Raw genomic sequence first — 13,197 nt, 5'->3', positions numbered from 1 at the left:
TTACGTCGAGCCGGGCGCGGTGTCGCGGCGCAGCAGCGGGCCGATCTGCTTGCGCGCCGCGAACAGGCACAGCGCGAACGCCAGCGCCGCGCCGATGACCGCCTGCGGAACGATGTAGGCGCGGCCGTCGAAGGCCGATCCGGTGGGCGGCAGGATCACCGCGATGAACGCGCTGGTGCCGCAGGCGAACAGCCGGAACCGCTTGGCCAGCACGCCGGTGGCCAGCGGCAGCGCCGCCCACAGCACGTACCAGGGCTGCAGCACCGGCCCCAGCACCAGCACCGCGCCCAAGCCCGCGCCCAGGCCGTTGACCGCCTTGATCCGGCCGCGGAAGGCCTTCCACAGCAGGGTGGTGACGATCACCACGTAGGTGACCTGCCCCAGCAGCCTGGTCAGCTCGATCATCGCCTCGGTGTGGTTGCCCAGCCCCAGCACCAGGCCCAGGCCGCCGCCCAGGAAGCCCAGCGCGGTGGGCGGGGACATCCAGCTCTTGACCGTGCCCGCCACGTCGAGGGTCTGCACCCAGCCGAAGCCCAGCCCGGTGCCCAGGCAGGTGCACACCATGACCACCACCGACACGGCCAGCAGCAGCAGCGCGGACTTCAGCAGGTCGACGAACCGGCCGCCCAGCCTGCGCGCGATCATCACGCCGAGGAAGCCCAGCGCCAGCGCGGCGGGGATCTTCACCGCCGCGGCCATGGTGATGGTGGTGGCGCCCACCACGATCCAGGCCAGCTCCTCGCGGGTCATCGGGGTGCCCGGCCGCAGCGGCATCCGGCGCAGCGCCAGCTCCAGGCCCACCAGCATCAGGCCGATCGCCAGTCCCTCGTTGTGCACGCCCACCACCAGGTGGAACAGCACCAGCGGGTTGGCCGCGCCCAGCCACAGCGCGCTCACCGGCGGCACCCCGAACCGCCGCGCCAGCCGGGGCAGCGCCCACACGATCATGGCCAGGCCGAGCAGCACCAGCAGCCGGTGCAGGAACACGCCGGGCAGCACGTGGTCGCCGGTGATGCCCGCGATGACCCGGCCCATGGCCAGGAACAGCGGTCCGTAGGGGGCGGGCGTCTCGCGCCAGATGTTGGGCACGTTCTTGGTCAGGATGTTGTCCACGCCCAGCGCCGAGGCGGGCCCCAGCTCGTAGGGGTCCTGGCCGGTGGCGGCGATCTGGCTCTGCGCCAGGTAGCTGTAGACGTCCCGGCTGAACATGGGCAGCACGAAGACCAGCGGGGTGATCCACATCATCAGCGTGCGGTCCATCTGGCTGCGCGAGACCAGCCGCTGCCTGCCCGGCCGGGCGAACCTGCCCAGCCACAGCCACGCCGAGACGATCAGGAAGATGCCGGTCCACACCAGGCCCATGGCCACGCTGGGCATCCGGCCGAACAGGCCGAGCACCGGTGTGCCCGGCAGCGGGCTGAACACCGGGGCGGCGCCCGCGCCGAGCGAGCCCACGGCCATCAGCAGCGCGCCGACGGTGCCCCACCGGCGGATGACGTCCAGCTGGCGCCGCTCCGGTCCGTCCAGCGGCGCCGCCCGGCCGGTCCCGTCGCGGTCCGCCATCACCAGGCCGCCATCCGTGCCCACTTCGCCCGCCGCCACGTCCGAAGGGTAGCGATCGGCCACGGCGGGTGAGTCGGGTCACCGGGCGGCCACCGATCTTTGCCACCACGGACTAAATACGCAACACTGGTGTTGTGAAAAACGCCGAGGTCCACTCCGCCGACGCGCCCGCCGGGCACGACGGCCGGACCCGGCGCGGCGTCGCCCGGCTGCTGCTGGAGCAGGGTCCGGTCACCGCGGCCGCGGTCGCGGAGGCGCTGGGCCTGAGCCCGGCGGCGGTGCGCAGGCACATCGACGCGCTGGTGGCCGACGGCGAGGCGACCAGCAGGGAGGCGCCGCAGCGCGGCAGGCGCGGCCGGGGACGACCGGCCAAGCTCTTCCTGCTGACCGAGCGGGGGCGGGCCCGCTTCGGGCACGCCTACGACGACCTCGCCGTGGCGGCGCTGCGGTTCCTCGCCGAGCAGGGCGGGGAGGAGGCGGTACGGGCCTTCGCCGAACGCCGGGTGTCCGCACTCGTCGACCGGCACCGCTCCACCATCGCGGCGCAGCGCGACCCCGCCGATCGGGCCAAGGCCCTGGCGACCGCCCTGACCAGGGAGGGCTACGCTGCCTCGGCGCGCCACGTGGGCGCGGGCGAGCAGCTGTGCCAGCACCTGTGCCCGGTCGCGCACGTCGCGGCCGAGTTCCCGCAGCTGTGCGAGACCGAGACGGCGGCCTTCGCCGACCTGCTCGGCACGCACGTGCAGCGGCTGGCCACGATCGCCCGCGGCGACGCAGTGTGCACCACGCACATCCCGCACACACCCCCGAACACACCCCGGAACCCACTTGGAGGGGAGCCCGCATGACTGCCGCTGCCGAGCAGCGCACCACCACAGCCCCGCTCACCCAGGAAGAGACCCTGGCGAGCATCGGCAACTACGAGTTCGGCTGGGCCGACTCGGACGTGGCAGGCGCGAGCGCTCGTCGAGGCCTGGACGAGAACGTCGTCCGGGACATCTCGGCGAAGAAGAACGAGCCCGAGTGGATGCTGGAGTACCGGCTCAAGGCGCTGCGCCTGTTCGAGCGCAAGCCGATGCCGACCTGGGGGTCGGACCTGTCGGGCATCGACTTCGACACCATCAAGTACTTCGTGCGCTCCACCGAGAAGCAGGCCGCCAGCTGGGAGGACCTGCCCGAGGACATCAAGAACACCTACGACCGGCTGGGCATCCCCGAGGCGGAGAAGCAGCGGCTGGTCGCCGGTGTCGCGGCGCAGTACGAGTCCGAGGTCGTCTACCACAAGATCCGCGAGGACCTGGAAGAGCAGGGCGTCATCTTCCTGGACACCGACACGGGCCTGAAGGAGCACCCGGAGCTGTTCAAGGAGTACTTCGGCTCGGTCATCCCGGCCGGTGACAACAAGTTCTCCGCGCTGAACTCCGCGGTCTGGTCCGGCGGCTCGTTCATCTACGTGCCCAAGGGCGTCCACGTGGAGATCCCGCTGCAGGCCTACTTCCGGATCAACACCGAGAACATGGGCCAGTTCGAGCGGACCCTGATCATCGTCGACGAGGGCGCCTACGTGCACTACGTCGAGGGCTGCACCGCGCCGATCTACTCCAGCGACTCGCTGCACTCCGCGGTCGTGGAGATCATCGTCAAGAAGGGCGGCCGCTGCCGCTACACGACCATCCAGAACTGGTCGAACAACGTCTACAACCTGGTCACCAAGCGCGCCAAGGCCGAAGAGGGCGCGACCATGGAGTGGATCGACGGCAACATCGGCTCCAAGGTCACCATGAAGTACCCGGCCGTGTTCCTGATGGGCGAGCACGCCAAGGGCGAGGTGCTCTCCATCGCCTTCGCGGGCGAGGGCCAGCACCAGGACGCGGGCGCGAAGATGGTGCACATGGCCCCGCACACCTCCTCGACCATCGTGTCGAAGTCGGTGGCGCGCGGCGGCGGGCGCACCTCCTACCGCGGCCTGGTCCAGGTCAACAAGCGGGCGCACCACTCGAAGTCCACGGTCAAGTGCGACGCGCTGCTGGTCGACACGATCAGCCGCTCGGACACCTACCCCTACGTCGACGTCCGCGAGGACGACGTGTCGATGGGCCACGAGGCGACCGTGTCCAAGGTCTCCGAGGACCAGCTGTTCTACCTGATGTCCCGCGGTCTCAACGAGGACGAGGCCATGGCGATGATCGTGCGCGGGTTCGTCGAGCCCATCGCGCGGGAGCTGCCCATGGAGTACGCCCTGGAGCTGAACCGCCTGATCGAGCTGCAGATGGAAGGGGCCGTCGGCTGACATGGCCGTCAAGACCGAAGACCAGCAACACGGGCTGACGGCCCACTCGCACGGTGCGGGCGCCCCCGTCTCCTCGCGCGCGGACCACTTCACGTCCTTCGACGTGGACGCGTTCGAGGTGCCGGGGGGCCGCGAGGAGATCTGGCGCTTCACCCCGATGAAGCGGCTGGCGGGCCTGCACGCGGGCGCCGCGGCCACCGGCGCGGCCACCGTCGAGGTCACCGCCGCCGAGGGCGTGTCGGTGCAGACCGCGGCGCGCGGCGACCAGCGGCTGGGCGTGGCGGGCACCCCCGGTGACCGCGTCGCCGCCCAGGCGTGGAGCTCGTTCACCGAGGCCACCGTGGTCACCCTGCCCAAGGACACCAAGGTCGGCCCGACCACGGTCACCGTCACCGGCCCCGGCGAGGGCAAGGTGGCCTACGGGCACCTGCAGATCCGCGCCGAGCAGTTCGCCGAGGCCGTCGTGGTCGTCGACCACCGCGGCTCCGGCGCGTACGCCGACAACGTGGAGTTCGTCGTCGCCGACGGCGCGCACCTGACCGTGGTGGCGATCCAGGACTGGGCCGACGACGCGGTGCACGTCTCCGCGCACCACGCCAAGCTGGGCCGCGACGCGACCTTCCGGCACACCGTGGTCACCCTGGGCGGCGACCTGGTCCGGATCACCCCCGTGGTGACCTACGCGGGCCGCGGCGGCGACGCCGAGCTGCTCGGCCTGTACTTCGCCGACGCGGGCCAGCACCTGGAGCACCGCCCGTTCATCGACCACGCGGTGTCCAACTGCCGCAGCAACGTGGTCTACAAGGGCGCGCTGCAGGGCGAGGACGCGCACACGGTGTGGATCGGCGACGTGCTGATCCGCGCGGCGGCCGAGGGCACCGAGACCTTCGAGCTCAACCGCAACCTGGTGCTGACCGACGGCGCGCGCGCCGACTCGGTGCCCAACCTGGAGATCGAGACCGGTGAGATCGAGGGCGCGGGCCACGCCAGCGCCACCGGCCGGTTCGACGACGAGCAGCTGTTCTACCTGCAGGCCAGGGGCATCCCGGAGGAGCAGGCGCGCAGGCTGGTCGTGCGCGGCTTCTTCCACGAGATCCTGCTCAAGATCAGCGTCCCCGAGGTGCGCGAGCGCCTGGAGGCCGCGATCGAGGCCGAGCTGGAAGCGGTGGGCGCGTGATCCGGGTGTGCTCGTTGACCGACCTCGACGACCGCAAGCCCGCCGCCTTCGAGGTCGGCGACGAGCACACCCCCGTCCTGCTCGTCCGCGACGGCGACCGGGTGCACGCGCTGCGCGACCTGTGCTCGCACGCCGAGGTCTCGCTCAGCGAGGGCGAGGTGACACGCCGGGGCGTGGAGTGCTGGCTGCACGGGTCGTGCTTCGACCTGAGCACCGGCCGCCCGTCCTCCCCGCCCGCCACGGAGCCGGTCGACGTGTTCGCCGTCGAACTCCGCGGTGGTGACGTCTACGTGGACGTCACCACCACCACGAACTGACTTCACGCTTGCCACACCAGGAGAACGAACCACCCATGGCCACTCTGGAGATCAAGGACCTGCACGTCTCGGTCGTCAGCGAGGAGGCGCCCAAGGAGATCCTCAAGGGTGTCGACCTGACGATCAGGGCGGGTGAGACGCACGCCATCATGGGCCCCAACGGCTCGGGCAAGTCCACCCTGTCCTACGCCATCGCCGGGCACCCCAAGTACCAGGTCACCTCGGGCAGCGTGCTGCTCGACGGCGAGGACGTGCTGGAGATGAGCGTGGACGAGCGCGCCCGCGCGGGCCTGTTCCTCGCCATGCAGTACCCGGTCGAGGTGCCCGGCGTCTCGATGTCGAACTTCCTGCGCACCGCCGCCACCGCCGTGCGCGGCGAGGCCCCCAACCTGCGGCACTGGGTCAAGGAGGTCAAGGGCGCGATGGCCGACCTGGACATCGACCCCGCCTTCGCCGAGCGCAGCGTCAACGAGGGCTTCTCCGGCGGCGAGAAGAAGCGCCACGAGATCCTGCAGCTGGGCCTGCTCAAGCCGAAGATCGCCATCCTGGACGAGACCGACTCCGGCCTGGACGTGGACGCGCTGCGCGTGGTGTCCGAGGGCGTGAACCGGTACAAGGCCTCCGGCGAGGCGGGCGTGATGCTGATCACCCACTACACCCGCATCCTCAAGTACATCTCCCCGGACTTCGTGCACGTCTTCGCGAACGGGCGGATCGTCGAGTCGGGCGGCCCCGAGCTGGCCGACCAGCTGGAGGAGCAGGGTTACGTGAAGTACACCGGGAAGCAGGAAGCAGCCAACATCGGCTGACGTTGCACCCGTTGTGAACCCACCCCGAGAGGAGGCGTCGGAGCAGTGACCACCACCGCTACTCCACTGGACGTCGAGACCGTGCGCGCGGACTTCCCGATCCTGGGACGCACCGTGCGCGAAGGCAAGCGGCTGGTCTACCTCGACTCCGGCGCCACCTCGCAACGCCCGAGGCAGGTCCTCGACGCGGAGCGCGCCTTCCTGGAGACCGCCAACGCCGCGGTGCACCGCGGCGCGCACCAGCTCGCCGAGGAGGCCACCGACGCCTACGAGGCCGCGCGGCAGAAGGTCGCCGACTTCGTGGGGGTGGACTACGGCGAGATCGTGTTCACCAAGAACGCCACCGAGGGCGTCAACCTGGTCGCGTACGCGATGGGCAACGCGGCCGCCGCGGGCCCGGAGGCCGAGCGGTTCCGCCTCGGCCCCGGCGACGAGATCGTGGTGACCGAGATGGAGCACCACGCCAACCTCGTGCCGTGGCAGCAGCTGGCCCAGCGCACCGGTGCCACGCTGCGCTGGTTCGGCGTCACCGACGAGGGCAGGCTCGATCTGTCCGATGTGGACGAGCTGGTCAACGAGCGCACCAAGGTGGTCGCGTTCACCCACCAGTCCAACGTGCTGGGCACCGTCAACCCCGTGCGCGCGCTGGTGGACGCCGCCGCCCGCGTCGGCGCGCTGACCGTGCTGGACGCCTGCCAGTCGGTGCCGCACGGCCCGGTCGACTTCCGCGCGCTCGGCGTGGACTTCGCGGTCTTCAGCGGCCACAAGATGCTGGGCCCGTCGGGTGTCGGGGTGCTGTACGGGCGACGCGCGCTGCTGGAGGCGCTGCCGCCGTTCCTGACCGGCGGCTCGATGATCGAGATGGTCCAGATGGCGAGCTCCACGTTCGCCCCGCCGCCGCAGCGGTTCGAGGCGGGCGTGCCGATGACCTCGCAGGCCGTCGCGCTGGGTGCGGCGGTGGACTACCTCAACGCCGTCGGGATGGACCGCGTCGCCGAGCACGAGCACCTGCTCACCGAGGTGGCGCTGCGCGGCCTGGCCGAGATCCCCGGCGTGCGGGTGGTCGGTCCGACCGAGGCGGTCGACCGCGGTGGCGCGGTGTCGTTCGTGGTGGAGGGCATCCACGCGCACGACGTCGGCCAGGTGCTGGACAGCCTGGGCATCGCGGTCCGCGTCGGCCACCACTGCGCGTGGCCGCTGCACCGCCGGATGAACGCGGCGGCGACCGTGCGCGCCAGCTTCTACCTGTACAACACGCTCGACGAGGTCGCCGCGCTCGTCGAGGGCGTGCGCGAGGCGCAGCGGTTCTTCGGGGTGGCCTGATGCAGCTCCAGCAGATGTACCAGGAGATCATCCTGGACCACTACAAGAACCCGCACGGCCGCGGCCTGCGCGACCCGTTCGACGCGGAGTCCCACCAGATCAACCCCACCTGCGGCGACGAGGTCACGCTGCGGGTGAAGCTGGACGGCGGCACCGTGGCCGACGTGTCCTACGACGGCCAGGGCTGCTCGATCAGCCAGGCGTCCACCTCGGTGCTGACCGACCTGGTGGTCGGCAAGCCGGTGGACGAGGCGTTCCGGAAGATGGACGCGTTCGTCGAGCTGATGCAGGGCCGCGGGCAGGTCGAGCCGGACGAGGACGTGCTGGAGGACGGCATCGCCTTCGCGGGCGTGGCGAAGTACCCGGCGCGCGTGAAGTGCGCGCTGCTGGGCTGGATGGCTTTCAAGGACGCGGTTGCGCGCAGTGAGGGGGCGAGGGCATGACTTCTTCCGAGGACGTGGTGCGGGGCGTGCAGGGGATGCCGGAACCCCCCGCGCCCAAGGCGGACGTGGCGGCGCTGGACGACATCGAGGAGGCCATGCGCGACGTGGTCGACCCCGAGTTGGGCATCAACGTGGTCGACCTGGGCCTGGTCTACGACATCCGGGTGGACGAGGAGAACGTCGCCCTGATCGACATGACGCTGACCTCGGCGGCCTGCCCGCTGACCGACGTCATCGAGGACCAGACCCGCGCGGCGCTGGTGGGCGGCCCCGGTGGCGGCATCGTCAACGACTTCCGCATCAACTGGGTGTGGATGCCGCCGTGGGGCCCGGAGAAGATCACCGACGACGGCCGCGAACAGCTGCGCGCCCTCGGCTTCACCGTCTGACCACTCACCCCTGACGGCACCGTCACCCGCCAGGTGACCACCACGCGAGGCCGCGTCGGCCTGTCGAGTCGCCTTTCGGGAAAAATCACGCTCTTCGATTTTCCCGAAACGCGGCTCGATGGGCCGACTTCCAGGCGGCCTCGCCGCCGCGCCGGAGGCGCGGCAGTTCAACACAGCCGACTTCCGGGCGGCCTCGCCGCCGTCTGCGGAGCAGCGGCCATCAGCACAGCCCGGCGTTGCCGCGCGGCACCGGTGCCGTCGAGCAGCAGCTTGCGCACGCCGTCGTCGACCAGCGCTTCGTCACCGGCCTCCCGCAGGGCGGGCCGGGTGAGGTCGACCAGGGCGCGCACCGCGTCGACCGCGGGGACCGGTTGTCCGGTGCGGACGTCCAGCGCCGCGCCTTCCAGGCCGTCGCGCGCCGAGCGCCACAGCGCCGCGCGCAGCACCCGGTCCGGCACCCGGTGGGCGGGCACGCCCGCCACGGCCACCGCGGCGAGCCCCCGCACGAGCGCGGCCAGCAGCACGGCCTCCTCGGCGGTCGCCATCACGTCGCACACCCGCAGTTCGACGGTGGGGTGCCGGGCGGAGAGCCGGACGTCCCAGTAGACCATCGCCTCGTCCAGTGCCGCGCCGGACGCGAGCAGGGCGCGGGTGGCCTGCCGGTAGTCCTCCACCGAGTCGAGCCAGGGCGGTGGTCCGGCCGAGGGCCACAGGCTCCACGCCAGGTACCGCCAGCTGGCGTAGCCGGTGTCGCGGCCTTCGAAGAACGGGGAGTTGGCGCTCAGCGCCAGCAGCACCGGCAGCCACTGGCGCAGGTGGTTGCTGATCAGCACGCCCGCCTGCTCGTCGGGCAGGCCGACGTGCACGTGGCAGCCGCAGATGGTCAGCCCGTCCACCAGCGCCCCGAACTCGGTTTCGATGCGGTGGTAGCGGGGTTCGTCGGTCAGCGGCGGCGGGCGCCGTCCGCCCCGCACCGGTGCCCCGGTGGCCACGATCCGCGCGCCGTGCCGCGCGGCCAGTCCGGTCAGCGCGCGCCGCCCGGCCAGCAGTTGGTCGCGGACCTCGTCGGTGGTGCGGCACACCGCTGTCGCGCTCTCCACCTGGTAGCGGGTCATCTCCGCCTGCAGGTCCAGCCCGTACGCCTCGGAGCCGTCGAGCACCGCGTGGGCGATCGGGACCAGTTCGCCGCTGGTCGCGTCGACCAGCAGGAACTCCTCCTCCACCCCGATGGTGAGTCCGGTCCGCGGTGGTGTCCTGGGCTGGGGCAGCGCGGTGTCAGCTTCACTCACCGATGACCTCCCAATGCGGTGGGTAGTCATAGCGATGCTATGAGTGATGGGAGGAGGCGCACATGCGTCGTTGGGCTGAACTTCAGCCCACCGCCAAACGGGGAGCGCCGCGCAGCACCTCCACCCCGGCCGATCCCGGACGGCCCTGCACCCAACTGGCTCCCTCCAGCGCCTTCGCCCGCTCTTTCAACGGCGCGAGCAGGCGCGACACCTCCCGGTAGGAGGCGACCGACCCGGCCGCGCACACCAGGGTCGCCAGCGACAGCGTCACCGGCATCCCCTCGGCGTCGAAGGGGGTGTCGAGCAGCCGCGTGGCCAGCGGCGCCAGCTCGTCCACCCCGGTCACCACCAGGAAGTCGTCCCCGCCCACGTGCCCGACCTGGGTGCCCGGCCACGTGGAGGCCGCCTCGGTCAGCGCCCGCCCGATCGCCCGGATCAGCTCGTCGCCCGCGGCGAACCCGGCGGTGTCGTTGACCCGCTTGAAGGCGTCCACGTCCAGCCAGCCCACGGCGAAGATTTCCCCGCCCAGCACCCGCCGGTCGACCTCGCGGGCGATCGCGTCGCTGCCGGGCAGCCGGGTCAGCGGGTTGAGCGCGGCGGCCTGCTCGACCTTCAGCTCCGCGATCCCGCGCACCACATCGGCCACCCGCACCACGCCCAGGCACCGCTCATCGGCGTCGACCACCACCAGGTCGTCGTTGGTGCGCTCGCGGTCGGCGCGGGCGACCACGTCCAGCAGCTCCAGGGCGCTCGCCTCGGCACCGACCACCCGCGGCCGGTCGGCCAGCCGGGAGGCTTCCCGCTTGGCGTGCAGCGCGTGGCCGAACGGGCCGGTGACCGCGAGCAGGAACCGGTTGCGGTCCACCGCCCAGGTCGGCCTGCCCGCCGCGTCCACCAGCACCACGCCGGTGACCGACGGCTGGTCGACCAGCACCTCGCGGACGTCCTCGGCGATCGCCGTGTCCGGCAGCGTGGTGGCCGGGTGGAGGAAGTCGGTGACCCTGGGACCCGTGGGCCGAGGGATCGGCAGGGTCGTGCTCACCGCCTCGGGGTCACCGACCTCGCCGAGCACCGCGGTGATGGTCGCGTTGACCTTGGGCCGCCGCTGCGCCGCGGCCAGCAGGTTGCCCTGCGCCAGCCGCACCCCCAGCCCGCGCAGCGCGGCCAGCTGCGGCCCGGTCTCCACGCCCTCGGCCACCAACTGCGCCCCGGTCTGCTCGCACAGCTGCTGCAGCGCCCGCACCAGCGCCAGCCGCGCCGGGTCGTCCGGCAGCGCGGCCACCACCTGGCGGTCCAGCTTCACCGCGTCCGGCCGGGCGTCGGCCAGCAGCGCCAGCGGCGCGTCACCCTCGCCGATGCCGTCCAGCGCGATCCGGAACCCCTCCCGGCGCAGCCCGTGCAGTGCGCGGACCAGCAGCGGGCGCGGAACCCGCGAGTACGGCACACCCACCTCGACCACCAGTTGGGCGGGCTCCCGGCCCACCTCGCGCAGCGCGCCGTGCAGCGGGGCCAGCAGGGCGGAGTCGTCGGCGAGGGTCATCGCCAGCAGGTTGACGTGCAGCGGCAGCCGGAAGTCGTGCTCGGCGGCGTGGCGCACCGCCCGGCAGGCCAGCGCCACGTCGGTGTTGGCCAGGTACCCGGCGCGGAACGCCATCTGGAGCAGGTCGTGCACGGTGCCGTCGTGCGGGCGCGCCAGCGCCTCAACCGCCACCACGCCCCCGGTGCGGAGGTTGAACAGCGGCTGGAAGGCGAAGCGCACGTCGTCCAGCAAGGCGGGCACGGTCCGAATCCTGCCCGGCTGGCACCGTTCCCAGGGACGAGTTCACCAGGTGTTCAACAACCTTTGCGCGGACGGGTCGAAAATGCCATGTGACCGCGCATGGACCACGGCGCCGCACGGAACAACGCCGTCATCGCGCGCATCGCTCCGCGCAGGTCATCGTGCTGCGAGAGGTAGTTCCGCTGATCTTCCCCGGAAAGATCGAAGAACACCCGGAAGAATTCCGGCACGCGGTTCGGCGGCAACCCCAGCAGCACCGCCAGGCCACGCCTGCGCAAAGCGTGGACGGTTTTCGCCGAAGGCGACCACAGCACGTCCCCCCGCGCGCCGGTGGCGATCGCCTCGGCCACCGCCGGGGCCCACCGCAGCGAGGTCGCGACGCTGTAGCCGGTGGCGGGGTGCACCAGCCCGGCGGCCGCGCCGAACGCGGGGGAGTGGGCGCGCGGGGCGTCCATCGGGATGCGCACCCGCTCCTCCTCCGCGGGCGGCCGGATGCCGTGCGCGGCCAGGCGCGCGTGCAGCCGCAGCCGGAGTTCGGCCAGCGGCAGACCCGGCGCCCTGGCCAGCGAGGTCTCCTCCAGCAGCACCCGGTCGGGCCCCAGCGGCACCGCGTAGAGGAACGTCGGGTCCGGGGTGCGCGCGTCCGGCGGTCTGCGCCAGTCCATGACGACCGCCTCGCCGCGGGCCACGAACGGTTCGGCGTCGGCCTCGGACACGACCACGCCCACCGCGGTCTGCTCGACCGCACCGCCCCTGGCGCCCGAGGCGTCCACCACCACCCGCGCGCCGAGAAACCGGCCATCCGCCAACCGCGCTCCGGTCGCCGTCCGCTCGACCACCTTCCCCCGCACCACGACGACTTCGGGCGGCAGCAGGCGCAACCGGTGGTTGTCCAGCACCGCGTAGTCCCGTTCGAGCACGTGCTCGGCGGTGGTGAACGCGCGAGCCTTCGCGGTCACCGCGACCGGCGCGCCCTCGGGCAACTCGTCCGCCCACGCCGCGTAGGTCGCCCGCCACGGCCGGTCCGGCCGGAGGTCGACAAGCGCGGTGTCCAACCCCCGGCGCGCGCACGCCGCCGCCAGCGCCCGACCGGCCGGACCACCTCCGACCACCACGACCCCGGTCACCGGTCACCGCGCTGTTCCGGCAGCAGCTCACCCAGCGGCGGCGGGTACTTCGCCACCACCTCGGCCAGTTGGGCGCAGGTCCGCTCGATCGCCCGACGCCCGGCGTTGCGCTCGGCGATCACCGCCGACAGCACCAGTCCACTCAGCACCACAGTCCCGTTGTATGCCTGCAGCGTCACCATGTCGACCGCGAGGTCGGAGCCGGAGAACGGGCCCGCCCCCACCGACGCGCCTCGCGCGGCCACGACGCAGGCGATCAGCGCGCACGGGGCCGTGCCCAGGTGCTGGAACCGCAGGGCGCCCCAGATGAGGAAGGGGAACACCAGGTACAGCAGCCGCGCCAGGTCCGTCGTGGCCACCAGCATCACGGCGGTCGTGGTGGCGAACAGCACCGCCGCCTCCGCCCACCGGTGCGCCGCGCCCCGGCCGGTCCCCCTCTTCAAGGTCTGCTCCACGGCCAGACCGAGCGGGACCACCACCAGGGCCCCCATCGCGTCGCCGGTCCACCACACCAGCCAGCTCGACCAGAACCGCTCCTCGCCGACGGCCCCGGACAGCACCAGGGAGCCGCTGCCGACCGTGGCGCTGACGAGCATCCCGGCCAAGCCGAGGGAGACCAGCGCGATGGCGTCGCGCGGCCGGTCCAGTTCTCGGCGCAACCCGACCCGCCGCAGCAGCAGGTACGTGGCG

Annotated in this window: 13 protein-coding genes (1 of these 13 only partly in view); 8 read left to right on the top strand and 5 right to left on the bottom strand. The window is 72.2% G+C overall.

Annotation, left to right across the window (positions count from 1 at the left end):
- The gene (mptB, locus tag JOF41_RS19560) at positions 1-1,563 is read right to left on the bottom strand and encodes a polyprenol phosphomannose-dependent alpha 1,6 mannosyltransferase MptB (protein WP_209624319.1); all 1,563 of its coding nucleotides are present in this window, start codon (positions 1,561-1,563) and stop codon (positions 1-3) included.
- A 134-nt stretch (positions 1,564-1,697) separates the two neighbouring features.
- On the opposite strand from mptB, the gene JOF41_RS19555 reads away from it, so the two are divergent.
- The 8 genes from JOF41_RS19555 to JOF41_RS19520 are packed head-to-tail and all read left to right on the top strand — an operon-like array spanning position 1,698 to position 8,311.
- Positions 1,698-2,411: a helix-turn-helix transcriptional regulator gene (locus tag JOF41_RS19555; RefSeq protein WP_209621020.1), complete on the top strand. Its 714-nt coding sequence runs from the start codon at positions 1,698-1,700 to the stop codon at positions 2,409-2,411.
- The gene (gene sufB, locus JOF41_RS19550) at positions 2,408-3,853 is read left to right on the top strand and encodes a Fe-S cluster assembly protein SufB (protein ID WP_189224616.1); all 1,446 of its coding nucleotides are present in this window, start codon (positions 2,408-2,410) and stop codon (positions 3,851-3,853) included. Before JOF41_RS19555 ends, sufB begins: the two co-directional genes overlap by 4 nt.
- 1 nt (position 3,854) lies before the next feature.
- Complete coding sequence (gene sufD / locus JOF41_RS19545) at positions 3,855-5,030, top strand: Fe-S cluster assembly protein SufD (RefSeq protein ID WP_229795884.1); 1,176 nt, start codon at positions 3,855-3,857, stop codon at positions 5,028-5,030.
- A complete protein-coding gene (locus JOF41_RS19540) occupies positions 5,027-5,347 on the top strand; it encodes a non-heme iron oxygenase ferredoxin subunit (RefSeq protein ID WP_189224615.1) in 321 nt (106 codons plus the stop codon). Before sufD ends, JOF41_RS19540 begins: the two co-directional genes overlap by 4 nt.
- Before the next feature lie 35 nt (positions 5,348-5,382).
- On the top strand, positions 5,383-6,156 hold the full coding sequence (gene sufC / locus JOF41_RS19535; RefSeq protein ID WP_189224614.1) for a Fe-S cluster assembly ATPase SufC: 774 nt from the start codon (positions 5,383-5,385) through the stop codon (positions 6,154-6,156).
- Between the two features lie 45 nt (positions 6,157-6,201).
- Entirely contained in the window at positions 6,202-7,479 is a 1,278-nt protein-coding gene (locus tag JOF41_RS19530; protein ID WP_189224613.1) for a cysteine desulfurase, read from the top strand.
- Positions 7,479-7,922, top strand: coding sequence for a Fe-S cluster assembly sulfur transfer protein SufU (gene sufU, locus JOF41_RS19525; RefSeq protein ID WP_189224612.1), 444 nt, complete (start codon positions 7,479-7,481; stop codon positions 7,920-7,922). Before JOF41_RS19530 ends, sufU begins: the two co-directional genes overlap by 1 nt.
- Positions 7,919-8,311 carry a metal-sulfur cluster assembly factor gene (locus JOF41_RS19520; protein ID WP_189224611.1) on the top strand — a complete coding sequence of 131 codons (393 nt, stop codon included), beginning with the start codon at positions 7,919-7,921 and terminating at the stop codon, positions 8,309-8,311. Before sufU ends, JOF41_RS19520 begins: the two co-directional genes overlap by 4 nt.
- Positions 8,312-8,478: 167 nt before the next feature.
- Here JOF41_RS19520 and JOF41_RS19515 read toward each other — a convergent pair whose 3' ends face one another.
- The 4 genes from JOF41_RS19515 to JOF41_RS19500 form a co-directional block, all read right to left on the bottom strand.
- Positions 8,479-9,600 carry a carboxylate-amine ligase gene (locus tag JOF41_RS19515; protein ID WP_189224610.1) on the bottom strand — a complete coding sequence of 374 codons (1,122 nt, stop codon included), beginning with the start codon at positions 9,598-9,600 and terminating at the stop codon, positions 8,479-8,481.
- Positions 9,601-9,682: 82 nt separating this feature from the next.
- On the bottom strand, positions 9,683-11,380 hold the full coding sequence (locus JOF41_RS19510; protein WP_209621018.1) for a GGDEF domain-containing protein: 1,698 nt from the start codon (positions 11,378-11,380) through the stop codon (positions 9,683-9,685).
- Between the two features lie 53 nt (positions 11,381-11,433).
- The gene (locus tag JOF41_RS19505) at positions 11,434-12,507 is read right to left on the bottom strand and encodes a lycopene cyclase family protein (protein ID WP_209621016.1); all 1,074 of its coding nucleotides are present in this window, start codon (positions 12,505-12,507) and stop codon (positions 11,434-11,436) included.
- Positions 12,504-13,197, bottom strand: partial view of an MASE1 domain-containing protein gene (locus JOF41_RS19500; protein WP_209621015.1) — the 3' portion only. It continues 281 nt past the right edge of the window; the window shows 694 of its 975 coding nt (coding positions 282-975); its start codon lies beyond the right edge, outside the window; the stop codon is at positions 12,504-12,506. The genes JOF41_RS19505 and JOF41_RS19500 overlap by 4 nt, the downstream gene beginning before the upstream one ends.

Source organism: Saccharothrix coeruleofusca (assembly GCF_017876325.1).
GTDB classification, from domain to species: domain Bacteria; phylum Actinomycetota; class Actinomycetes; order Mycobacteriales; family Pseudonocardiaceae; genus Actinosynnema; species Actinosynnema coeruleofuscum.
The sequence above is the reverse complement of the archived record's forward strand: the minus strand, read 5'-3'. Positions and strand labels throughout refer to the sequence as shown.